General features: G+C 69.7%; 18 protein-coding genes and 1 pseudogene. 17 read left to right on the top strand and 2 right to left on the bottom strand.

Going from position 1 to position 23,687, the window contains the following annotated elements; genetic code table 11:
* Positions 1–50: 50 nt before the first annotated feature.
* From ACFPA8_RS25440 to ACFPA8_RS25380, 13 genes and pseudogenes are all read left to right on the top strand, one after another.
* The gene (locus tag ACFPA8_RS25440) at positions 51–1,745 is read left to right on the top strand and encodes a UDP-N-acetylmuramoyl-L-alanyl-D-glutamate--2,6-diaminopimelate ligase (protein ID WP_386452194.1); all 1,695 of its coding nucleotides are present in this window, start codon (positions 51–53) and stop codon (positions 1,743–1,745) included.
* A gap of 5 nt (positions 1,746–1,750) precedes the next feature.
* The gene (locus tag ACFPA8_RS25435) at positions 1,751–3,178 is read left to right on the top strand and encodes a UDP-N-acetylmuramoyl-tripeptide--D-alanyl-D-alanine ligase (RefSeq protein ID WP_386452192.1); all 1,428 of its coding nucleotides are present in this window, start codon (positions 1,751–1,753) and stop codon (positions 3,176–3,178) included.
* Positions 3,175–4,239, top strand: coding sequence for a phospho-N-acetylmuramoyl-pentapeptide-transferase (mraY, locus tag ACFPA8_RS25430; RefSeq protein WP_386452191.1), 1,065 nt, complete (start codon positions 3,175–3,177; stop codon positions 4,237–4,239). The genes ACFPA8_RS25435 and mraY overlap by 4 nt, the downstream gene beginning before the upstream one ends.
* A gap of 44 nt (positions 4,240–4,283) precedes the next feature.
* The gene (murD, locus tag ACFPA8_RS25425; protein WP_386452189.1) at positions 4,284–5,720 is read left to right on the top strand and encodes a UDP-N-acetylmuramoyl-L-alanine--D-glutamate ligase; all 1,437 of its coding nucleotides are present in this window, start codon (positions 4,284–4,286) and stop codon (positions 5,718–5,720) included.
* Positions 5,721–5,772: 52 nt separating this feature from the next.
* Positions 5,773–7,343, top strand: a pseudogene (gene ftsW / locus ACFPA8_RS25420) (putative lipid II flippase FtsW).
* Positions 7,344–7,349: 6 nt separating this feature from the next.
* The gene (gene murG, locus ACFPA8_RS25415) at positions 7,350–8,444 is read left to right on the top strand and encodes an undecaprenyldiphospho-muramoylpentapeptide beta-N-acetylglucosaminyltransferase (RefSeq protein ID WP_386452367.1); all 1,095 of its coding nucleotides are present in this window, start codon (positions 7,350–7,352) and stop codon (positions 8,442–8,444) included.
* A gap of 16 nt (positions 8,445–8,460) precedes the next feature.
* Positions 8,461–9,294 carry a cell division protein FtsQ/DivIB gene (locus tag ACFPA8_RS25410; RefSeq protein WP_386452187.1) on the top strand — a complete coding sequence of 278 codons (834 nt, stop codon included), beginning with the start codon at positions 8,461–8,463 and terminating at the stop codon, positions 9,292–9,294.
* A 237-nt stretch (positions 9,295–9,531) separates the two neighbouring features.
* On the top strand, positions 9,532–10,749 hold the full coding sequence (gene ftsZ, locus ACFPA8_RS25405) for a cell division protein FtsZ (protein ID WP_386452185.1): 1,218 nt from the start codon (positions 9,532–9,534) through the stop codon (positions 10,747–10,749).
* Entirely contained in the window at positions 10,746–11,477 is a 732-nt protein-coding gene (pgeF, locus tag ACFPA8_RS25400) for a peptidoglycan editing factor PgeF (RefSeq protein WP_386452183.1), read from the top strand. The genes ftsZ and pgeF overlap by 4 nt, the downstream gene beginning before the upstream one ends.
* A 3-nt stretch (positions 11,478–11,480) precedes the next feature.
* Positions 11,481–12,209 carry a YggS family pyridoxal phosphate-dependent enzyme gene (locus ACFPA8_RS25395; protein WP_386452181.1) on the top strand — a complete coding sequence of 243 codons (729 nt, stop codon included), beginning with the start codon at positions 11,481–11,483 and terminating at the stop codon, positions 12,207–12,209.
* A gap of 155 nt (positions 12,210–12,364) precedes the next feature.
* Positions 12,365–13,000, top strand: a complete 636-nt coding sequence (locus ACFPA8_RS25390; protein WP_189039847.1) for a cell division protein SepF — start codon at positions 12,365–12,367, stop codon at positions 12,998–13,000.
* Positions 13,001–13,073: 73 nt separating this feature from the next.
* Positions 13,074–13,358 (top strand): YggT family protein, encoded by a 285-nt coding sequence (locus ACFPA8_RS25385; RefSeq protein WP_028435711.1) that lies wholly within the window; start codon positions 13,074–13,076, stop codon positions 13,356–13,358.
* A gap of 52 nt (positions 13,359–13,410) precedes the next feature.
* Positions 13,411–14,526 (top strand): DivIVA domain-containing protein, encoded by a 1,116-nt coding sequence (locus ACFPA8_RS25380; protein WP_386452179.1) that lies wholly within the window; start codon positions 13,411–13,413, stop codon positions 14,524–14,526.
* 298 nt (positions 14,527–14,824) lie between these two features.
* Here ACFPA8_RS25380 and ileS read toward each other — a convergent pair whose 3' ends face one another.
* A complete protein-coding gene (gene ileS / locus ACFPA8_RS25375) occupies positions 14,825–17,968 on the bottom strand; it encodes an isoleucine--tRNA ligase (protein WP_386452177.1) in 3,144 nt (1,047 codons plus the stop codon).
* A gap of 445 nt (positions 17,969–18,413) precedes the next feature.
* Between ileS and ACFPA8_RS25370 the strand changes: the two genes are divergently transcribed.
* The 4 genes from ACFPA8_RS25370 (at position 18,414) to ACFPA8_RS25355 (ending at position 22,568) form a co-directional block, all read left to right on the top strand.
* A complete protein-coding gene (locus tag ACFPA8_RS25370) occupies positions 18,414–19,280 on the top strand; it encodes a TraR/DksA family transcriptional regulator (RefSeq protein ID WP_386452175.1) in 867 nt (288 codons plus the stop codon).
* Between the two features lie 65 nt (positions 19,281–19,345).
* A complete protein-coding gene (gene lspA / locus ACFPA8_RS25365; RefSeq protein WP_386452173.1) occupies positions 19,346–19,927 on the top strand; it encodes a signal peptidase II in 582 nt (193 codons plus the stop codon).
* A 103-nt stretch (positions 19,928–20,030) separates the two neighbouring features.
* A complete protein-coding gene (locus ACFPA8_RS25360; RefSeq protein WP_386452172.1) occupies positions 20,031–20,972 on the top strand; it encodes an RluA family pseudouridine synthase in 942 nt (313 codons plus the stop codon).
* Positions 20,973–20,975: 3 nt separating this feature from the next.
* Positions 20,976–22,568 carry a Na+/H+ antiporter gene (locus ACFPA8_RS25355; protein WP_386452170.1) on the top strand — a complete coding sequence of 531 codons (1,593 nt, stop codon included), beginning with the start codon at positions 20,976–20,978 and terminating at the stop codon, positions 22,566–22,568.
* Positions 22,569–22,589: 21 nt separating this feature from the next.
* On the opposite strand, the gene ACFPA8_RS25350 is transcribed toward ACFPA8_RS25355, so the two are convergent.
* Positions 22,590–23,672, bottom strand: a complete 1,083-nt coding sequence (locus ACFPA8_RS25350) for a mechanosensitive ion channel family protein (RefSeq protein ID WP_386452168.1) — start codon at positions 23,670–23,672, stop codon at positions 22,590–22,592.
* Positions 23,673–23,687 lie beyond the last annotated feature (15 nt).

Raw genomic sequence — 23,687 nt, 5'->3', positions numbered from 1 at the left:
GAAGCCCCTCGCTTCGCGGCACGCCCCCCGCGCCCGGTACGCTCACCGCCGTGCCACAAGCTGATCAGAACTCCCTCTCGCCCTCGGCGGGGGGCCGCGCAGCCGCTCCTACCCCGGAGCCAGCGCCGAAGCCGACGACGGACGTCACTTCGGGGCCGCCCCGCCCCGCACATGTACGGCCCGTACCGCTCGCGGAGCTGGCGCTCCAGCTGAAGACCGGGGCCCCCGCGGGCACGGAGGACGCCGCAGCGACCGGAATCACCCACGATTCGCGCGCAGTGCGGTCGGGTGACGTCTACGCGGCACTTCCGGGTGCGCGCTTCCACGGTGCCGACTTCGCCTCGCAGGCCGCCAGCCTCGGCGCCGTCGCCGTGCTGACCGACCCCGCGGGCACCGAGCGTTCCGCGGCGACCGGCCTGCCGGTCCTGACAGTGCCCGACCCCCGCGCCCGTATGGGTGCCCTCGCCGCCGCGATCTACGGCGAGCCGGGCAAGGACCTGCTGCAGATCGGCATCACCGGCACGTCGGGCAAGACCACCACCGCCTATCTGGTCGAGGGCGGGCTCCGCAAGGCCGCCGAGAAGGCGGACGAGCTGACGGGCCTGATCGGCACCGTCGAGTCCCGCATCGGCGACGAGCGGCTGAAGTCGGAGCGTACGACGCCCGAGGCCACCGACCTGCAGGCTCTCTTCGCGGTGATGCGGGAGCGCGGCGTGACCTCCGTCGCCATGGAGGTCTCCAGCCACGCGCTGGTGCTGGGCCGCGTGGACGGAAGCGTCTTCGACGTCGCCGTCTTCAACAACCTCAGCCCCGAACACCTGGACTTCCACCCGGACATGGAGGACTACTTCCGGGCGAAGCGCCAGCTCTTCACGAGGGCCCGCTCCCGCGCGGGCGTCGTCAACTTCGACGACGAGTACGGGCAGCGGCTCCTGACGGAGTCCGAGGTGCCCGTCACCACCTTCTCCGCCGAGGGCCACCCCGACGCCGACTGGCGTGCCGAGGACGTCCAAGTGGGGCCGCTCGGCTCCACGTTCACGGCCGTCGGGCCCAAGGACGAGTCGGTGCCCGCCGCCGCACCCATCGCGGGGCCGTTCAACGTCGCGAACGCCCTGGCCGCCCTGACCGCCCTCGTCGTCGCGGGCATCGATCCGCAGACCGCGGCCGACGGCATCGCGTCCGTGCCGGGGGTGCCGGGCCGGCTGGAGCGCGTCGACGCCGGTCAGGATTATCTGGCGATCGTCGACTACGCGCACAAGCCCGACGCCGTCGAGTCCGTGCTGTACGCGATGCGGAAGGTCACCGACGGGCGCGTGCACGCCGTACTGGGCTGCGGCGGCGACCGCGACCCGCACAAGCGCCCCGCGATGGGCTCGGCGCTCGCGCGGCTCGCCGACACCGCCGTACTGACCTCGGACAACCCGCGCACCGAGGACCCGCTCGCGATCCTCGCCACCATGCTCGCCGGTGCCGCCGAAGTGCCCGCCTACGAGCGCGGCACAGTGCTGATGGAGGAGGACCGGGGCGCCGCGATCCGGCTCGCCGTCGCCCGCGCCGAGCCCGGCGACACGGTGCTCGTCCTGGGCAAGGGCCACGAACTGGGCCAGGACATCGCGGGCGTCGTACGGCCCTTCGACGACATCGCAGTGCTGCGTGAGGCCATCCGGCTGAAGCAGGAAGAGGCAGGCATGGCGACAGCTGCCGCCATGCCACCGAGAACCCCTACCAACGGGACAGACGCCTGAGACCGATGATCCCCCTCTCTCTCGCCGAGATCGCCGCTGTCGTGAACGGACAGCAGAGCGACATACCGGACCCGGATGCCCACGTCAGAGGCCCTGTCGTCATCGATTCGCGGAAGGTCGTGGAGGGCAGTCTCTTCGCCGCCTTCGCCGGTGAACGCGTCGACGGACACGACTTCGCCCGCAGCGCAGTCGAAGCGGGGGCGGTGGCGGTGCTCTCCACCCGGCCCGTCGGTGTACCCGCCGTCGTCGTCGATGACGTCACCCGCGCCCTCGGCGCCCTCGCCCGGCACGTCGTCGAGCGGCTCGGCACCCAGGTCGTCGCACTGACGGGCTCCGCCGGGAAGACCAGCACGAAGGACCTGATCGCCCAGCTGCTGGAGCGTCTCGGGCCCACCGTGTGGACGCCCGGTTCGCTCAACAACGAGATCGGGCTGCCGCTCACCGCCCTGCGCGCCGATGCCGAATGCCGCCATCTCGTACTGGAGATGGGGGCCCGCGGCATCGGCCACATCCGCTACCTGGCCCGGCTCACACCGCCCCGCATCGGCGTCGTGCTGAACGTGGGAACGGCCCACATCGGCGAGTTCGGCGGCCGGGAGCAGATCGCCGAGGCGAAGGGCGAACTCGTCGAATCGCTTCCGCCCGCGGGGGAGGGGGGCGGCGTCGCCGTGCTCAACGCGGACGACGCCCTTGTGCGGGCGATGAGTTCACGCACCGCGGCCCGCGTCGTCCTCTTCGGCGAGTCACCGGACGCACACGTCCGCGCCGAGAATGTCCGGCTCACGGAGCGCGGACAGCCCACTTTCACGCTTCACACACCCACCGGGTGCGGTGACGTGACCATGCGCCTGTACGGTGAGCACCACGTGTCGAACGCGCTCGCCGCGGCGGCCGTCGCCCACGAACTGGGCATGCCCGCCGGGGACATCGCCACCGCGCTCTCCGCCGCGAGCACGCTCTCGCGTTGGCGGATGGAGGTCACCGAGCGCGCCGACGGGGTCACGGTCGTCAATGACGCCTACAACGCCAACCCCGAGTCCACACGGGCAGCGCTCCGCGCGCTGGCCGCGATGGGGCAGGGACGGCGGACGTGGGCGGTGCTCGGTGAGATGGCCGAGCTCGGCGACGAGTCGCTTGCCGAGCACGACGCGGTCGGACGGCTCGCCGTCCGGCTCAACGTCAGCAAGCTCGTGGCGGTGGGTGGCCAGGAGGCCGTCTGGCTGGACATGGGCGCCAAGAACGAGGGTTCGTGGGGTGAGGAGTCGGTGCACGTGTCCGACGCTGAGGCGGCGGTCGAGCTGTTGCGGAGCGAACTGCGCCCGGGGGATGTCGTGTTGGTGAAGGCTTCCCGTTCGGTGGGTCTGGAACGCGTCGCGGACGCGCTCACGGAGCCGGTGGGCAACGAGGGTGAGGTCGCCGCCCGATGGGTATGAGTCAGATTCTCTTCTCGGGCGTCATCGGACTCTTCCTGTCCCTGATCGGGACGCCCCTGCTGATCAAGTTGCTCGCACGCAGGGGCTACGGACAGTTCATCCGTGACGACGGGCCGCAGAACCACCACAGCAAACGCGGCACCCCGACCATGGGCGGCATCGCCTTCATCCTGGCCACGGTCGCCGCGTACGCCCTCACGAAACTGCTGACGGGCAGCCAGCCGAGTTTCTCGGGCGTCCTGGTGCTCTTCCTCTTCGCCGGCATGGGGCTCGTCGGCTTCCTCGACGACTACATCAAGATCGTCAAGCAGCGCAGCCTCGGCCTGCGCGCCAAGGCGAAGATGGCCGGGCAGCTCATCGTCGGTGTCGCCTTCGCGGTGCTCTCGCTGAACTTCGCCAACCTGCGCGGCCTGACGCCCGCTTCGACCAAGCTGTCCTTCACGCAGGACTTCGGGTGGTCGATCGGCCCGGTCCTCTTCGTGATCTGGGCGCTGTTCATGATTCTCGCCATGTCCAACGGCGTGAACCTGACGGACGGTCTGGACGGCCTGGCCACGGGCGCCTCGGTGATGGTCTTCGGTGCCTACGTCTTCATCTGCGTGTGGGAGTACCAGGAGTCCTGCGCCAACCCCTTCACGGCCGGCCCGGGTTGTTACGAGGTACGCGATCCGCTCGACCTCGCGGTCGTCGCGGCAGCCCTCATGGGCGCCTGCTTCGGCTTCCTGTGGTGGAACACCTCCCCGGCCAAGATCTTCATGGGCGACACCGGTTCGCTCGCGCTGGGCGGCGCACTCGCCGGGCTCGCGATCTGTTCCCGGACCGAGCTGCTGCTCGCCATCCTCGGCGGCCTCTTCGTCCTCATCACCATGTCCGTGGTGATCCAGGTCGGTTCGTTCCGGCTGACCGGCAAGCGAGTCTTCAAGATGGCGCCCCTCCAGCACCACTTCGAGCTGAAGGGCTGGTCGGAGGTTCTGGTCGTGGTCCGGTTCTGGATCATCCAGGGCATGTGCGCCATCGTCGGCGTCGGGATCTTCTACGCAGGGTGGGCAGCGAGCAAGTGAGCGCCGGGACGGGCCCGTCGGGCGGGGCCACGACCGCCGGGAGTATGGCCGGGCGACGTGTGACGGTCGCCGGTCTCGGCGTCAGCGGCCGAAGCGCCGCACTGGCTCTCACGCGGATGGGCGCCGACGTGACGGTCGTCGACGGCGGCGACAGCGGCACCCACCGCGAGCACGCGGACCGGCTGCGGGAGCAGGGCGTCACCGCACGGCTGGGCGATGCCGAGACCCTCCCCGAGGGCACCGACCTGATCGTGACCTCGCCGGGGTGGAAACCGCAGAGCCCGCTCTTCGCAGCGGCGGGCGCCGCGGACGTCCCCGTGTGGGGCGACGTGGAGCTGGCCTGGCGGCTGCGCGGAGCCGCCGCCGGTGGATCCGGCACCGCCGCGCCCTGGCTCGCGGTCACCGGCACCAACGGCAAGACCACGACCGTCCAGATGCTCTCCGCCATCCTCCGCGCCGCCGGTCTGCGCGCGCCCGCCGTGGGCAACATCGGCACACCGCTCATCGACGTCGTACTCGACGAGCAGGAGCCGCCGGACGTACTCGCGGTCGAACTGTCCAGTTACCAGCTCCACTGGGCACCGAGCCTGCGGGCGCACTCGGCGGCCGTGCTCAACCTCGCCCCCGACCATCTCGACTGGCACGGCACGATGGAGGCGTACGCCGCCGACAAGGGCCGTATCTACGAGGGCAATCAGGTCGCCTGCGTCTACAACTGCGCCGACCCGGCCACCGAGCGCCTCGTGCGCGAGGCCGACGTCGAAGAGGGCTGCCGCGCCGTCGGCTTCACCCTGGGCACGCCCGGCCCCTCCGAACTGGGCGTCGTGGACGGCATTCTCGTCGACCGCGCCTTCGTCGAAGACCGCCACCGGCAGGCCCAGGAGCTCGCCGAAGTCGGCGACGTCACGCCCGCGGCCCCGCACAACATCGCGAACGCCCTCGCCGCCGCCGCACTCGCGCGTGCCTACGGAGTGCCCCCGTCGGCCGTACGGGACGGGCTGCGGGCCTTCAGCCCCGACGCCCACCGCATCGCACACGTCGCGGACGTCGGGGGCGTCGCCTACGTCGACGACTCGAAGGCCACCAACACCCATGCCACGCAGGCTTCGCTGGCCGCCTACGAGTCGATCGTCTGGATCGCCGGCGGCCTCGCGAAAGGCGCCACGTTCGACGAGCTCGTGCGAACCTCCGCCCCCCGCCTGCGCGGAGCGGTCCTCATCGGTGCCGACCGCGGACTGATCCGGGAAGCCCTCTCGCGACACGCCCCGGATGTCCCGGTGGTGGACCTCGCGCGGACGGACACTGAGGCGATGGCGGCAGCGGTCCACGAAGCGGCTCGGCTGGCCCGGCCCGGGGATACGGTGCTGATGGCCCCGGCGTGCGCCTCGATGGACATGTTCGTCAACTACAACGCGCGCGGTGACGCCTTCGCCGAAGCGGTCCGTGAACTGGCCGCCGACCGCGCACACGACGTGGAGTGACCCGCCGGTCCCGCGGACCGACTCGCGGGAATTGACGGAGGGGAAGCGACAGATGACGCCCGACCGCCATGCGGCCACCTCTCTCCCGGCCCCGACCCTGCTGCGGACGCTCGCGCGCGCCCTGCGGGGGCCGGTCACGCCCGGGGCTCCACTGCCCGCTCCGGCGCCGCTCTCCGGCGCCGCTGGGCACGTACCTTCCCCGTTGGACGGTCCGCGGCTCTCCACCGCCCTACGGGGCACACAGCGCTCCCGAGCCACCGGGACGGCCAAACCCCGCGCCGGTAAAAGCACTTCGGGCTCCGCCCCGCACCGCCCGCGCCTGACCGGCCGGCCCCCGCGCGGCCCGGAACCGCCGCGCCGCGGTCTGCCCTCGCTGTTCGACAAGGCAAGGCGGGCCTGGGACCGGCCTCTCACGGCCTATTACCTCATCCTCGGCGGGAGCCTCCTCCTCACGGTGCTCGGGCTGGTCATGGTCTTCTCGGCGTCGCAGATCGAGGCGCTGCAATCGGGACTGTCCTCCACGTACTTCTTCCGCAAGCAGCTGATCGCGGCCGTCCTGGGAGCCGTTCTGCTGCTCGTCGCCGCGCGGATGCCGATGAGACTGCACCGGGCGCTGGCGTATCCGCTGCTGGCCGTCTCCGTCGTGCTCATGTGCCTGGTGCAGGTCCCCGGGATGGGGCACGCGGTGAACGGCAACCAGAACTGGATCTATCTGGGAGGCCCGTTCCAGCTCCAGCCGAGCGAGTTCGCAAAGCTCGCGCTCGTGCTCTGGGGGGCGGACCTCCTGGCACGCAAGCGCGGCAGGAGGCTGCTCACCCAGTGGAAACACATGCTCGTGCCGCTCGTGCCGGTGGGACTGCTGCTCCTCGGACTCATCATGCTCGGCGGCGACATGGGCACCGCGATCATTCTCACAACGATTCTCTTCGGACTGCTCTGGCTCGCGGGGGCACCCACGCGGCTCTTCACGGGAGTGCTCGCCGCGGCAGTGGCCGTGGGCGCGTTCCTCATCATGTCCAGCCCCAACCGGATGGCCCGGCTGGCCTGCATCGGCGCCACCGATCCCGGCCCGGACGACCAGTGCTGGCAGGCCGTGCACGGGATCTACGCGCTCGCATCCGGCGGATGGTTCGGTTCGGGACTCGGCGCCAGTGTGGAAAAATGGGGCCAACTCCCTGAACCGCACACCGACTTCATCTTCGCCGTGACAGGCGAGGAACTCGGTCTGGCGGGGACGCTGTCGGTGCTCGCTCTCTTCGCGGCTCTAGGCTATGCGGGTATCCGCGTGGCCGGACGCACGGAGGAGCCCTTCGTGAGGTATGCCGCGGGAGGTGTGACCACCTGGATCACGGCGCAGGCCGTGGTCAACATCGGTGCGGTGCTCGGCCTGCTGCCGATCGCCGGTGTCCCTCTCCCGCTGTTCTCCTACGGAGGATCCGCCCTGCTGCCGACGATGTTCGCCATCGGGTTGCTGATCGCGTTCGCGCGAAGCGACCCCGCGGCGAGCGCGGCCCTGGCCATGCGGCAACCTGCTCTGCTGCAACGCCTGCAGAGAAGGCTGGCAGGGGTGAGATCGAAACGATGAGACGGCGCCCGGTTCGGCGGCCGTCCGGAGAGCGGTGAATGAGAGTGCACGTCGTACTCGCCGGCGGGGGCACCGCCGGCCATATCGAGCCCGCGCTCGCCCTCGCGGACGCTCTGCGCAGGCAGGACCCGACGGTGGGCATCACTGCGCTGGGCACGGAACGCGGACTTGAGACCCGCCTCGTTCCCGAGCGCGGCTACCACTTGGAGCTCATTCCGGCCGTACCGCTCCCGCGGAAGCCCACACCCGAGCTGATCACCGTTCCCGGACGGCTGCGCGGAACCATCAAGGCCGCCGAGCAGATCCTCGAGAGCACCAAGGCGGACTGCGTCGCCGGCTTCGGCGGATACGTCGCTCTTCCCGCCTACCTGGCCGCGAAGCGGCTCGGTGTGCCGATCGTCGTGCACGAGGCCAACGCGCGCCCCGGCCTGGCCAACAAGATCGGTTCGCGCTACACGCGCCACGTGGCGGTCTCCACCCCGGACAGCAAGCTCCGCAACGCCCGCTACGTCGGCATCCCGCTGCGCCGCGCCATCGCCACCCTCGACCGCGGGGCGAAGAGGCCCGAGGCACGCGCCGCCTTCGGCCTGGACGCGAACCTTCCGACGCTGCTCGTGACCGGCGGCTCCCAGGGCGCCCGCCGCCTCAACGAGGTCGTACAGCAAGCCGTACCGCACCTTCAGCGCGCGGGAATTCAGATCCTGCACGCCGTCGGACCCAAGAACGAATTGCCGCAGCCGGACAACATGCCCGGAATGCCGCCGTACATCCCGGTACCGTATGTGGACCGGATGGATCTCGCGTACGCCGCAGCGGACATGATGCTCTGCCGCGCGGGCGCGATGACCGTCGCGGAGCTGTCGGCAGTCGGGCTGCCGGCCGCGTACGTACCGCTGCCGATCGGCAACGGCGAACAGCGGCTGAACGCACAGCCCCTCGTCAAGGCTGGTGGCGGGCTCCTCGTCGACGACGCCGAGGTGTCGCCGGACTGGATCCTGAGCAATGTGCTCCCGGTCCTCTCCGACCCGCACCGTCTGCACGACATGGCCCGTGCCGCGGCGGAGTTCGGCCGTCCGGACGCCGACGAGCTGCTGGTCGGCATGGTGTACGAGGCGATCGCGGCACGCCGAGGGGCGTGAGAGAAGGCAGGGAAGCGTGGCCGGACCGACGGGGCGGACGACCGAGAGCGCCGAGCGGCGCGGCAGGACGCCGTCGGCCCGCCCCCGGGCGGACTCCGGCCCGCGTCCGGCTGCGGAGCGGGACCGAAGGCCACGGCTCCGGCTGCGACTTCCGGGACGCCTGCTGCTGCTCGCCCTCGTGCTGACGCTCGTCCTCGGCGGTTTCGGGGCATGGGCGCTCTACGGTTCGGACTGGGTGACCGTCGAACGGGTGTCGGTCAGCGGGAACGAGGTACTGACGGAGAAGCAGGTCCGCACCGCGGCCCGTATTCCGGTTGGGGCACCGCTGCTCTCGGTGGACAGGGCGGCGGCGGAACGGCGGCTCAGGAGCCGCCTGCCACGCCTCGACACCGTCGACGTCGTGCGGGCATGGCCCCACGGAATCGGCGTGAAGGTGACCGAACGGAAGCCCGAGTTGGCCATGAAGGAGGACGGGAATTTCGTCGAAGTGGACGACGAAGGCGTGCGTTTCGCTGTTGTTCCGAAGCAGCCGAAGGACGTTCCGCTTCTGGCGATGGAAGTGCAGGGCTCCGCGGGCCTTCGCCACTTCGGCAGTGAACGCCTGCGCCGCGAAGCCGTCTCGGTCGCCGGCTCGCTCCCGAAATCCGTGGCACGGAACACCCGAACCGTCCGCGTTCGTTCCTACGACTCCATCACACTGGAGTTGACGGGGGGTCGTACGGTGCTGTGGGGGAGCGGCGAACACAGGGCCGCGAAGGCCAAGTCACTCGCGGCGCTGTTGAAAGCAGCCAAAGACGCCCGGCACTTCGACGTGAGTGTCCCCAGCGCCCCTGCGGCGTCGGGGAGTTGACGGACGTCAGTGCAGGCCAGCACCCTGGATGACGACGCTGGGACCTGATCACATAGGGTGAAAAGAAAAACGGGAGGTTCGGCGTGTTCGTTGAACACCCACCACTTGTCGACTTAGTGTCCGTTCCCAAGACTCCAAGGAAGACGGACACTGGTAACCCTAAACTTCGCGCTTGGGGTTCGGGTCGATGTGGACCGCCCTACAGGGATACGTAACTCGAGGCGAGAGGCCTTCGACGTGGCAGCACCGCAGAACTACCTCGCAGTCATCAAGGTCGTCGGGATTGGCGGCGGTGGCGTGAACGCCATCAACCGGATGATCGAGGTCGGTCTCAAGGGCGTCGAGTTCATCGCGATCAACACAGATGCGCAGGCCCTGTTGATGAGCGATGCCGATGTCAAGCTCGACGTGGGCCGCGAACTGACGCGCGGTTTGGGAGCGGGCGCCAACCCCGACGTCGGCCGCAAGGCCGCCGAGGACCACCGCGAGGAGATCGAGGAGGTCCTCAAGGGGGCCGACATGGTCTTCGTCACCGCGGGCGAAGGAGGCGGCACCGGCACCGGCGGCGCCCCCGTCGTCGCGAACATCGCGCGTTCTCTCGGTGCCCTGACGATCGGTGTCGTCACCCGTCCCTTCACCTTCGAGGGCCGCCGGCGCGCCAACCAGGCCGAGGACGGCATCGCGGGTCTGCGGGACGAGGTCGACACCCTGATCGTCATCCCCAACGACCGTCTGCTGTCCATCTCGGACCGTCAGGTCAGCGTGCTGGACGCCTTCAAGTCCGCGGACCAGGTGCTGCTCTCGGGTGTTCAGGGCATCACGGACCTCATCACCACGCCCGGCCTGATCAACCTCGACTTCGCCGACGTCAAGTCCGTGATGTCGGAGGCGGGATCGGCGCTGATGGGCATCGGATCGGCCCGCGGGGACGACCGTGCGGTGGCCGCCGCGGAGATGGCCATCTCGTCGCCGCTGCTGGAGGCATCGATCGACGGCGCGAGGGGCGTGCTGCTGTCCATCTCGGGCGGTTCGGACCTCGGTCTGTTCGAGATCAACGAGGCCGCTCAGCTGGTGAGCGAGGCGGCACACCCCGAGGCCAACATCATCTTCGGTGCCGTCATCGACGACGCGCTCGGCGACGAAGTGCGCGTCACCGTCATCGCCGCGGGCTTCGACGGCGGCCAGCCGCCCTCCAGGAACCGCGAGAAGGCCCTCGGTTCGCACACCCCGAAGGACGAGCCGGGCCCGTCCGCGAGCTCCTTCGGCAGCGACTCGGACGGCGACAGGCCCTCCTTCGGCGGCCTGGGCACGGTCACACCGCGCGAGAGCGACCCTGCTCCCGTCGGCGAGTCCTCCGGCTCCGGACGGGACTCGCTGCCTCCGACCGTCCCGCCGGCCCGTCCGTACACGGACAGTCAGGCCGAGGAGCTGGATGTGCCGGACTTCTTGAAGTGATAGACGAGCACCACTCGACGAGCGGCGCGCACTTCGCCTTCACCGACCGGTGGGGCGGGGTGAGCGCCGCTCCGTATGAGTCACTCAATCTGGGCGGCCGGGTCGGCGACGACGCGGCGCACGTCCGCACCAACAGGGCACGGGCCGCTGCCTCATTGGGCCTGAAGCCGTCGAACGTGGTCTGGATGCATCAGGTCCACGGGGGCGATGTCGCCCTGGTCGACCGGCCGTTCGGCGATGACGCGCCACCGCTCGACGGCGTCGTCACGATGCGTCCGGGGCTGGCTCTCGCGGTTCTGACCGCGGACTGCACGCCTGTGCTGCTGGCGGACCCCGTCGCGAGGGTCGCGGGTGCCGCCCACGCCGGGCGGCCCGGTCTGGTCGCCGGAGTCGTGCCCGCGCTCGTCGAGGCGATGGCGGCGCGCGGGGCCGTGCCCGAGCGGCTCGTCGCACGTACCGGACCAGCCGTGTGCGGAAGTTGCTACGAGGTTCCCGAAGAGATGCGCGCACAGGTCGCCTCGGTCGTTCCGGAGGCCGGGGCCCGGACGAGCTGGGGCACGCCTTCGGTCGATGTGGCTGCCGGAGTACGCGCACAACTTGAGGCGCTCGGTGTCACAACCTTGGAACAGTCCTCTGTTTGCACCATGGAGTCGGCTGATCACTTCTCGTACCGGCGCGAAAAGGTCACCGGCCGGCTCGCCAGTTACGTGTGGCTGGAGGCGAACTGAACTGTGACGGACCTCACGGCTCGCAAGGCCCAACTCGCAGAGAATCTCGCCCGGGTGGAGGAGCGCATCGAGGGCGCTTGTGACGCGGCGGGGCGCAGGCGCGAAGACGTCACTCTCATCGTCGTCACCAAGACCTACCCGGCTGAGGATGTCCGGCTGCTGTCCGAACTGGGCGTGCGGCACGTCGCGGAGAACCGGGACCAGGACGCGGCACCGAAGGCGGCGGCGTGCGCGGAAGCCCCTTTGACCTGGCACTTCGTGGGTCAGCTACAGACCAACAAGGCGCGTTCCGTGGCGGGTTACGCAGATGTGGTGCATTCCGTCGACCGCGTCCGTCTCGTGACGGCGCTCGACGGCGCGGCCGTCGGTCACGACCGCCGGCTGGACTGCCTTGTCCAGGTGGCACTTGACGCCGAATCAGGCCGGTCGGGCAGCAGAGGCGGGGCCGCTCCGCAGTCCGTCGGCGAAATCTCCGATGCCGTTGCCGCCGCCCAAGGTCTGCGTCTGGCAGGACTGATGACGGTCGCGCCGCTGTCGGGGGAGTACGCGGGACGCCCTGCCGCCGCGTTCGAACGACTGCAGGAAATCTCAACTGACCTGCGGACGAGGCATCCTGCTGCAACCATGGTGTCAGCAGGGATGAGCGCGGATCTCGAAGAGGCAGTGGCTGCGGGAGCGACACATGTGCGCGTCGGCAGTGCGGTACTCGGAGAGCGCCCGCGGCTCGGGTAACGTCGCCAAGAAGTCGGACCACAGCAGAAAATATGGTCATTTCGGGTTGGGAAACGACAGGCGGATGGGCCCGGGTAATTCCGAGTCGCCGGTGCGGGCCGTGAGGCCTTCCCGCCGGGGGCAGGGGACCCACCACAGAGCGGAGGACGCAGAGAATGGCCGGCGCTATGCGCAAGATGGCGGTCTACCTCGGCCTCGTGGAGGACGATGGGTACGACGGCCCGGGGTTCGACCCCGACGACGAGTTCGAGCCCGAACCGGAGCCCGAGCGGGACCGCCGGCGGCACGAGCCGCTGCAGTCTCATGACTCCCTGCAGAAGGACGAACCGGCGGAACCGGTGCGCGTCATGCACCCTCCCGCCCAGCGGGAGAGGGAGCAGCCGTCTCCCCCGGCGGTCATCGAAAGTGGACGATCCGGGAGAATTGCCCCCGTGTCATCCATCACACCTGAACGCCAGAGTCTGGAGAAGAGCGCCCCGGTGATCATGCCCAAAGTCGTGTCCGAGCGGGAGCCCTACCGGATCACCACGTTGCACCCCCGGACCTACAACGAGGCCCGTACCATCGGGGAACACTTCCGCGAAGGCACCCCCGTGATCATGAACTTGACCGAGATGGACGACACTGATGCGAAGCGACTTGTCGACTTTGCAGCCGGACTCGTCTTCGGTCTTCACGGGAGTATTGAAAGAGTGACGCAGAAGGTCTTCCTGCTGTCTCCTGCTAACGTCGATGTCACGGCGGAGGACAAGGCCCGCATCGCAGAGGGCGGGTTCTTCAACCAGAGCTGAAGACGCAAGGATCAAGGAACGGGCCGTAAGGTCGCACGAGAGCGCCCACGCGGCGAGGGGAGAGGGAAGCGCAGTGAGTACCGCACTAGAGGTGGTCCAAGTCGCGCTGTACTGCTTCCTGCTCGTGTTGATCTTCCGGCTGGTGATGGACTACGTCTTCCAGTTCGCCCGCTCATGGCAGCCCGGCAAGGCGATGGTGGTCGTTCTTGAGGCGACCTACACTGTCACTGATCCGCCACTCAAGCTTCTGCGGCGGTTCATCCCGCCGTTGCGCTTCGGGGGCGTGGCGCTCGACCTGTCCTTCTTCGTACTAATGATCATCGTCTACATCCTGATCAACGTCGTGGCCAGGCTGTGAACGATCGAAATGGTCTTGCCGAGATGCCGACGACTTACGTTGAGGTGAAGAGATGCCACTGACCCCCGAGGACGTGCGGAACAAGCAGTTCACGACCGTCCGCCTCCGAGAAGGCTATGACGAGGACGAGGTCGATGCCTTCCTCGATGAGGTCGAAGCGGAGCTGACCCGTCTGCTGCGGGAGAACGAGGACTTGCGCGCCAAACTGGCCGCAGCGACCCGTGCTGCCGCGCAGAGCCAGCAGCAGGGCGGTATGCGAAAGCCCGAGCCGCAGGACCGCCAAGGCGGAGGTCCTGTGCCCGCTGCCATATCAGGTCCGGTTCCCCCTGGTCAGCACGGCGGTCCCGGGCCGCACGGTCCCGGTCCCGGCCACCCGCAGCAGGGCCCGGGCGGCCCGATGGGCGGTCCGCCGCAGCTGCCGGGCGGCCAGCCTGCGCTTCCTGCCGGTCCGGGCGGTCCGATGGGCCCCGGCGGTCCGCAGGGAGGCCCCGGTGGTCCCGGCGGCCCCATGGGCCCGGGTGGTCCTCAGATGCCAGGTGGCGGACAGAACAACGACAGCGCCGCGCGCGTGCTGTCCCTTGCCCAGCAGACGGCCGACCAGGCGATCGCGGAGGCCCGTTCCGAGGCCAACAAGATCGTCGGTGAGGCCCGCAGCCGTGCGGAGGGTCTGGAGCGGGACGCCCGCGCCAAGGCCGACGCCCTGGAGCGGGACGCACAGGAGAAGCACCGCGTCGCGATGGGCTCCCTGGAGTCCGCTCGCGCGACGCTGGAGCGCAAGGTCGAGGACCTGCGGGGCTTCGAGCGCGAGTACCGCACGCGCCTGAAGTCCTACCTGGAGAGCCAGCTGCGTCAGCTGGAGAACCAGGCGGACGACTCGCTCGCCCCGCCGCGTACTCCGGCGACCGCTTCGCTGCCTCCGTCCCCCTCGATGGCTCCCGCGGGTGCACCCGCCGGCGTGGGCACGATGGGCGGTCACCAGTCGATGGGCGGCAACGGCCACGGCATGGGCGGTCCCGGTCAGGGCGGTCCGAGCTACGGCGGGGGACAGCAGCAGATGTCCCCGGCCATGACGCAGCCGATGGCTCCGGTCCGCCCGCAGGGCGGCCCCCAGCCTCAGCAGGCGCCGTCGCCGATGCGCGGTTTCCTGATCGACGAGGACGACAACTGACCGTCTGACGGCGGCAGTCCATCGGCAGTCCGGTCGCCACGACGTGACAGGGCCGGGCCCGGGAGCGAAAGCTCCCGGGCCCGGCCCTGTTTCTGTCTCTTCGCCTGCGGGGCGGTGCCGCTGCCGTGAGCCGCTATGGCGCCGCACAGCGTCCTGAGAGCCCGCGAACCGCCGCGCTGCCCGTAGGAGCAGCCCATGGGTCTTCCGGGCTCCGGCAGGAGCAGGTGGAGCCCACAGGGCCGTGGGGACACCTTGTACGGCGGGTGCCCCCACGTGGCTCAGTGGTACAGGCTGCCGGTCACGACTTGCGGAGGCGGAACGTCAGGGCCAGTGATTCGTCCTCGAAGGGCGGGCCGAAGTCCGGGTCCGCGGACGCCGTGTCGCCGGGCGTGAAGTCCGCGGCGAGGACCTCCTCGGAGATCAGCCCGGAATGGTCGATCAGTGCCTGCTCGACTTCCTGATCCGAGGAGGACCAGAGCAGCGCGATGCGGTCCGCGACGTCGAGCCCCGAGTTCTTGCGGGCCTCCTGGATGAGGCGGATCGCGTCCCGTGCGAGACCCGCACGGCGCAGCTCGGGAGTGATCTCCAGATCCAGTGCGACGGTCGCGCCGGAGTCGGACGCCACCGACCAGCCCTCACGAGGGGTCTCGGTGATGATCACTTCTTCCGGCGAGAGGGAGACCTGCTCGCCGTCGACGTCCACTGTGGCGGTGCCCTCGCGCAGGGCAGCCGAGAGGGCTGCGGCGTCCGCGTCGGCGATCGCCCTGGCGACCTCCTGGGTGCTCTTGCCGAAACGTCGGCCCAGTGCACGGAAGTTGCCCTTGGCGGTGGTGTCGACGAGCGAACCGCCCACCTCCGAAAGACTGGCCAGCGCACTGACGTTGAGCTCTTCGGTGATCTGGTTGCGCAGGTCGGGGGAGAGCGTTTCGAAGCCGTGTGCGGCGACCAGGGCGCGGGAGAGCGGCTGACGTGTCTTCACGCCTGACTCGGCACGGGTCGCACGGCCCAGTTCGACCAGGCGCCGCACCAGAAGCATGTCCTGTGACAGCTCCGGGTCGACCCTGCTCAGGTCCGCCTCCGGCCAGTTGGCCAGATGCACCGAGTCGGGCGCCCCCGGTGTGACGGGCACGATCAGGTCCTGCCAGACGCGCTCCGTGACGAACGGGACGATGGGCGCCATCAGCCGCGTCACAGTCTCCAGGGTGTCGTGCAGGGTGCGCATGGCCCCCGCGTCGCCCTGCCAGAAGCGCCGGCGGGAACGCCGTACGTACCAGTTGGACAGATCGTCGACGAAGGTCGACAGCAGCTTTCCGGCGCGCTGGGTGTCGTAGCCCTCCATCGCCATCGTCACTTGGTCCACCAGCGCGTGCAGTTCGCTGAGCAGCCAGCGGTCGAGCAGCGGGCGGTGCTCCGGCGCGGGGTCGGCCTCGGAGGGCGACCAGGCGGACGTACGGGCGTACAGGGCCTGGAACGCAACCGTGTTCCAGTACGTCAGCAGCGTCTTGCGGACGACCTCCTGGATGGTGCCGTGGCCCACGCGGCGTGCCGCCCAGGGTGAGCCGCCGGCGGCCATGAACCAGCGCACCGCGTCCGCGCCGTGCTGGTCCATCAGCGGGATCGGCTCCAGGATGTTGCCCAGGTGCTTGGACATCTTCCGGCCGTCCTCGGCGAGGATGTGACCGAGGCAGACGACGTTCTCGTAGGAGGACTTCTCGAAGACGAGCGTGCCGACGGCCATCAGCGTGTAGAACCAGCCGCGGGTCTGGTCGATCGCCTCCGAGATGAACTGCGCCGGGTAGCGCTTCTCGAAGATCTCCTTGTTCTTGTACGGGTATCCCCACTGGGCGAAGGGCATCGAGCCCGAGTCGTACCAGGCGTCGATGACTTCGGGGACGCGGGTCGCTTCCAGCGAACAGCCCGCAGCCGGGCAGTCGAAGGTGACCTCGTCGATGTAGGGCCGGTGCGGGTCCAGTGCGGACTGGTCGCGGCCGGTCAGCCGCGTCAGCTCCGCGAGAGAGCCGACGCACGTCGAGTGCCCCTCTGCGCAACGCCAGATGGGCAGCGGCGTGCCCCAGTAGCGGTTGCGGCTGAGTGCCCAGTCGATGTTGTTGTCGAGCCAGTCGCCGAAGCGGCCGTGCTTGACCGAGTCGGGGTACCAGTTCGTGCGCTCGTTCTCCTGGAGCAGGGCGTCCTTGATCTGGGTGGTGCGGATGTACCACGACGGCTGCGCGTAGTAGAGCAGCGCGGTGTGGCAGCGCCAGCAGTGCGGATAGCTGTGCTCGTACGGCATGTGACGCAGCAGCAGGTTGCGGGCGTCCAGGTCGGCGACCAGCGCCTCGTCGGCCTTCTTGAAGAACTGCCCGCCCACCATGTGCAGGCCGTTCTCGAAGGTGCCGTCGGAGCGGACGGGGTTGACCACCGGCAGCCCGTACGCGCGGCAGGTGCGCATGTCGTCCTCACCGAACGCGGGCGACTGGTGGACGAGGCCGGTGCCGTCCTCGGTGGTGACGTAGTCCGCGTTGACGATGTAGTGGGCGTTCTCGATCTCGACGAAGTTGAACGGCCGTTCGTACCCCCAGCGCTCCATCTCGGCGCCCGTGAAGCGCTCACCGGTCGCCTCCCAGCCCTCGCCCAGCGCCTTCTGCAGCAGCGGCTCGGCGACGACGAGCTTCTCGAGGCCGTCCGTCGCGACGACGTACTCCACGTCCGGATGTGCGGCCACCGCGGTGTTGGACACGAGCGTCCACGGGGTGGTCGTCCACACCAGCAGGGCCGCCTCACCGGCGAGCGGGCCGGACGTCAGCGGGAAGCGGACGTAGACCGACGGATCGACGACCGTCTCGTAGCCCTGGGCCAGTTCGTGGTCGGACAGGCCCGTGCCGCAGCGCGGGCACCAGGGGGCGACGCGGTGGTCCTGGACCAGCAGGCCTTTCTCGTGGATCTGCTTCAGCGACCACCAGACCGACTGGACGTACTCCGGGTCCATCGTCCGGTAGGCGTCGTCCATGTCGACCCAGTAGCCCATGCGCGTCGTCAGCTCGGCGAAGGCGTCGGTGTGCCGCGTGACGGACTCGCGGCAGCGGGCGTTGAACTCCGCGATGCCGTAGTTCTCGATGTCCTGCTTGCCGTTGAAGCCCAGCTCGCGCTCCACGGCCAGCTCCACGGGCAGACCGTGGCAGTCCCATCCGGCCTTGCGTGCGACGTGGTAACCGCGCATGGTGCGGAAGCGGGGGAAGACGTCCTTGAAGACGCGGGCCTCGATGTGGTGTGCGCCGGGCATGCCGTTGGCGGTGGGCGGCCCTTCGTAGAAGACCCACTCGGGCCGTCCCTCGGACTGCTCGAGCGTGCGGGCGAAGACCTTGTTGTCCCGCCAGAAATTGAGCACTGCGTGCTCGAGGGCGGGCAGGTCGACCTGGGCTGGCACCTGGCGGTACTGCGGCATCGGGACTTCCTCCGGCGGACTGTCATCTTCCGTCGGAGGGACGAGAGCTCCCGCCGAAACGGCGGTTGTCCCGCGGTACCACCCTCCTTGGCAGCGGATGGACCACTGCCCCCTCATTGAGGTCGCGCAGCCGGTTCTACTCGCACCGGACTCCGGTGCTTTCCTCCGGCGGCTCCGGGGTGATCTTCACGTCGCGCTGGCCCCCGGGCTCACACCGTCCCCAGGTCGCTCACGGCTGCGTACGGACGCTACTCGTCCCCTTCATCGCCTTTCGCTGAACCCAGTGTACGGGCCTGCGCGGGCAGGGGTCGGCCGGTTTTCGCAGGGCCGGGCGGGGCACAACGGTTGCAGACCGGCGTGCCCCCGTTGTGGGGCACTCGCGGTCGATTTATCGTTCCGGTCACGTTTCGCGAGCAAGATCACAAAATGTGAAGGGGCAGCGGCCATGGTGGCGAGAAGGTCTGCCGCGAGAAGTTCGGCAGCTGCGAAAGAGTCCACGCAGAAGGCTGCGACCCGCGGGGCCGCTGCGGCCCGTAAGTCCCCGTCCGGGAAGAAGGCAACGCCGTCCGGGCAGAGCGCGTCCAAGAAGCCGGCAAAGAAGGCGGCGAAGAAGGCGGCGAAGAAGTCCGCGGCGGAGGGGGAGGCGCCTGCGACGAAGAGCCCGGGGAAGAAGACGACGGCCAAGAAGTCCGCCGGGAAGAAGGCCCCGGCCAAGAAGGCGGCGGCGAAGAAAGCCCCGGCCAAGAAGGCGGCGGCGAAGAAGACGACGGCCGGCAAGACAGCGGCGCCCCAGCGCGCTGCAGCGAAGACCACGGCGAAGAAGACGACAGGAGCCAAGACGGTGGCTGCGAAGAAGACTCCGGTGGCGAAGGCCGACAAGGTGCCCACAGCCCGTGCGGCAGGCGCTCCCGTCGAGCCGGAAGAGCTCGCCGTACGGGCGGGCGAGGATCCCTGGACCCCGCAGGAGGTCGAGGAGGCGCGTGGCGAGCTGGAGAGCGAGGCCGAGCGCCTGAGGGAGGAGCTGGTGGCCTCCGGCGAAGCACTGGACGGGCTCATGCGGGATTCGGGGGACGGCGCCGGGGACGACGACGCCGACACCGGCACGAAGAACATCACGCGCGAGCACGAGATGGCGCTCGCCGCCAACGCCCGCGAGATGCTCTACCAGACCGAGCGGGCCCTCGAACGCCTGGACGCCGGCACCTACGGGCTGTGCGAGAACTGCGGCAACCCGATCGGCAAGGCGCGGATGCAGGCCTTCCCCCGGGCGACGCTCTGTGTGGAGTGCAAGCAGCAGCAGGAACGCCGGTAGGCAAGGGCCGCAGGGCAGTTGGGGAAGGTGACCACGGCCGAGCGCATGTGTCGTACCCTCGTCGGGTGACAGAGGTGGAGCGGACTATCGGTACTCCTGACGAGACCACGGAAGAACCTGCCGACGGCTCACGCGGTGACGGCGTGCAGCCCGCGTCCCGGGGCAACCGGCGCATCGGAGTGCTGGTCGTGGTCGCTGCCATCGCTTACGCACTCGACCTGATCACCAAGCTGATTGTGGTGGCCGAACTGGAGCATCACGCCCCGATTCAGGTGATCGGCACGGTGCTTCAACTGGACGTCGTACGCAACCGGGGCGCCGCCTTCGGTATCGGTGAGGCGCTGACGCTCGTGCTGACGGCGATCGCCGCGGTGGTGATCGTCGTCATCGCACGGATCGCGCGCAAGCTCTACAGCACGCCGTGGGCGATCGCGCTCGGGCTGCTGCTGGGCGGGGCCTTCGGGAACCTGACCGACCGTGTGTTCCGCTCACCCGGTGTGTTCCAGGGCGCGGTCGTGGACTTCATCGCCCCCACGCACTTCGCGGTGTTCAATCTCGCCGACTCGGCGATCGTCTGCGGGGGCATCGTGATCGTGATTCTCTCCTTCCGTGGCCTCGACCCGGACGGGACGCTGCACAAGGACTGACCGTCCGACGGCGTCGCTGCGCGGACGGCATGGCCGCGAGGTGCCCGTCCGTGCGGTAAAGCACTGTCAGAGGCACGTGCGGGCGTCCGGCATACTCGATCGGGTGAGCACCCTTCCCGAAACCCGGACCCTGCCCGTACCCGACGGTCTCGAAGGTGAGCGCGTCGACGCCGCCATAGCCCGGATGTTCGGTTTCTCGCGCACCAAGGCGGCCGAACTGGCCGCCGACGGCAAGGTGTTGCTGGACGGATCCGCTGCCGGGAAGTCGGACAGGGTGCACGGCGGGGCCTGGCTGGAGGTCGAGCTGCCCGCGCCGCCGGCGCCCGTCCGGATCGTCGCCGAGCCGGTCGAGGGCATGGAGATCGTGCACGACGACGCGGACATCGTCGTGATCGTCAAGCCGGTCGGAGTCGCCGCGCATCCCAGCCCCGGCTGGAGCGGGCCGACCGTGATCGGCGGGCTCGCCGCTGCCGGATACTCCATCGCCACCTCGGGCGCCGCCGAGCGTCAGGGAATCGTGCACAGGCTGGACGTGGGTACGTCCGGGCTGATGGTCGTCGCGAAGTCCGAGCGGGCGTACACACTGCTCAAGCAGCAGTTCCGGGAGCGGACCGTGGACAAGCGGTACCACGCGCTCGTGCAGGGACATCCGGACCCGATGAGCGGGACGATCGACGCCCCCGTGGGACGCCATCCGCAGCACGACTACAAGTGGGCGGTCACCGCCGACGGTAAGCCGTCCGTGACCCACTACGACCTGATCGAGGCGTTCCGCGCCGCGAGCCTCCTCGACATCAAGCTGGAGACGGGGCGTACGCACCAGATCCGCGTGCACATGGCGGCCCACCGGCATCCCTGCGTGGGCGACATGACGTACGGCGCGGACCCGACGCTCGCCAAGCGGCTGCGGCTGGAGCGGCAGTGGCTGCACGCGGTCAGGCTCGGCTTCGAGCACCCGTCCGACGGCGGATGGGTCGAGTACGAGAGCACGTACCCGGAGGATCTGCAGGGTGCCCTGGACCGGGTGCGGGAAGAAAGCGCCTGAAGCGTGGACCAGCTCGCCCTGCTCTTCGCCCTGCTGCTCGGTGCCGTCCTCACCGTCCCGCTGGGGGACCGGACCGGGGTGCCCTCCCCGGTGCTGATGACGCTGCTGGGCGGGGTGCTGGCGCTGCTGCCGTTCGTGCCGGACGTGCAGGTGCCTCCGGAGTTCATCCTGCCGCTGGTGCTGCCGCCGCTGCTGTACGCAGCGGTGCACCGTACGAGCTGGCGGCAGTTCGCCGCGAACAAGCGGCCGATCTTCCTGCTGGCGGTCGCGCTGGTCTTCGTGACGACCGCGGCGGTGGCGGCCGTCTCCCACGCACTGGTTCCCGGGCTCGGCATCGCCGGGGCCGTCGCGCTGGGCGCCCTGGTGGCGCCGCCGGACCCGATCGCGGCGACGACCGTGGCCGGACAGCTGGGACTGCCGCGGCGGCTCGTGTCGATCCTGGAGGGCGAGGGCCTCTTCAACGACGTCACCGCGATCACGATGTACCACGTGGCGATCGCGGCGGCGGTGACCGGCACCTTCTCGGTCCCCGGGGCCGTGGGGGAGCTGGTGCTCTCCGCGCTCGTCGCCGTCGTGGTGGGGCTCGCACTGGGGTGGGCGACGAACAAGCTGGCGCTCTTCCTCGGGGACGCCACACTCCAGACAGGGCTCTCGCTGCTGGTGCCCTTCGCCTCCTACGTCCTGGCCGAGGAGCTGAAGGGCTCGGGCGTCCTGGCCGTACTGATGACGGCGCTCTACCTGTCCTCCGGACGGGCCGTGGACGCGGACGACGTGCAGGGGAGGCTGGTCGGGCAGAGCTTCTGGTCGATCGTCGACACCCTCGTGACAGGGGTGGCCTTCGGGCTGATCGGCCTCGAACTGGCAGTGGTGGTGGGTCCTGTCACCGGACGCTGGAACGAGCTGCTCCCTGCCGCTCTCGCGGTGATCGCCGCAGTCGTCGTACTGCGTCTGGCGTGGCTGCTGCCCGCCGCGTGGCTGGCCAAGCGCCTGCACCGGCGCAAGGACCTGGACGAGGACATCCCGCTCAACTGGCGTGAGACGACGGTCGTCTGGTGGGCGGGGATGCGCGGTGTGGCCTCGGTGGCGCTGGCGCTGGCCGTGCCCCTGCACGTGGCGGGAGGGGGGAGCTTCCCGGAGCGGGACGCGATCCTCTTCATCGCCTTCGCCGTCGTGCTGGCCACCCTCGTTCTGCAGGGTCTGACGCTGCCGTGGCTGGTCAAGAAGCTGCGGGTGCAGTCGGACAGCGCCGCGGAGCGGGAGCAGGAGCGGCGGCTCGCCCTGCGCTGCGCGAAGGCGGCCCGGAAGCGGCTGCGGGAGATCGAGGCCGCCGAGGAACTTCCGGAGGAGATATCCGAGGCGCTGCTGAGGCGCGCCCACGACGTCGGAGCGCGCATATCGCCGGAGATCGTCGACGAGGAGCGGCGTGAGACGCACGCGAAGCGGACGGCACGGATGAGGAAGATCCACAGGCTGAACGGGGAGCTGCTGTCGGCCGCCCGGCACGAGATCCTGGCGGCGCGCAGCGAAGCGGGTTCCGACCCCGAGGTCTGCGACAGGGTTCTCCACCAGCTCGATCTGCGCAGCTTCCGCGGCTGAAAGCGGTCAGCCGGCCGCCGCTCAGGAGAGCCGGCTCTCCTGGTGGTCCCAGTGGCCGTTCGAGGACGCCGCGAGATCCTCGGGTGCGGCGAAGCGCACCCTCGGCAGGGCGGAGGGGTGCTCGCGCTGAAGCCAGCCGATCAGGTGCTCGCGCAGGTCGCAGCGGAGCGTCCACAGGTCGTCCGAGGTGCGGGCGGAGACGGCGACGCGCACCTCGATGGTGGAGGGCGTCGTATCGGTGACGACGAGGCTCCAACTGCGGCCGTCCCAGAAGTCGTTCGCGCGTACCAGTTCCTCCGTCTTCGCGCGCAGCTCCTTGACGGGGGCGGAGTGGTCGAGTTGCAGGAAGACGGTGCCGGTCTGCTGGGGGCCGCCTCGGGACCAGTTCTCGAACGGCTTGCTGGTGAAGTACGAGACGGGCATGGTGATCCGGCGTTCGTCCCAGGTGCGCAGCACGAGGTAGGAGACGGTGATCTCGTCCACCGTGCCCATCTCGCCGTCGACGACGACCTCGTCGCCGATGCGCACCATGTCGCCGAAGGCGATCGACAGTCCCGCGAAGAGGTTGCCGAGCGTCGACTGGGCGGCGATACCGGCGACGATCCCCAGGACGCCTGCGGAGGCGAGCATCGAGGTGCCCAGCGTCTTCATCGCGGGGAACTGCAGCAGGATCGCGGAGGCCGCGATGACCACCACGACAGCGGTGACCAGCCGCTGGATCAGCGTGAGCTGGGTCTTCACGCGGCGGGCGCGCGCCGGGTCGTGCGCCACCCCCGCGTAACGGGCCGTGGCCGTCTCGACGATGGCGGCGAGGATGCGCAGCGCCAGCCAGGCGGCGGCGCCGATGAGGATGATGTGCAGCCAGAGGTTGACGGTCGGCTGGTCGCGGCGGGCGATCTCGGCGTACTCGTAGAAGCCGTTGAGCAGCGCGACGAAGACCACGGCCTGAAGCGGCACGCGCCCGCGGCGCAGCAGCCCCCACAGCGGGGTCTCGGGGCGGCGGGCGTCCATCCGGCGCAGGAACCGGTCGGTGGCCCAGGCGACGGCGAACGCGAGCACGAGCGCACCGCCGAAAACGATGAGCGGTCGAAGCACGTTCTCCATGACTGGCTGACTCCT

The sequence above is a fragment of the Streptomyces ovatisporus genome (assembly GCF_042653885.1).
GTDB classification, from domain to species: Bacteria; Actinomycetota; Actinomycetes; order Streptomycetales; family Streptomycetaceae; genus Streptomyces; species Streptomyces ovatisporus.
The sequence above is the reverse complement of the archived record's forward strand: the minus strand, read 5'-3'. Positions and strand labels throughout refer to the sequence as shown.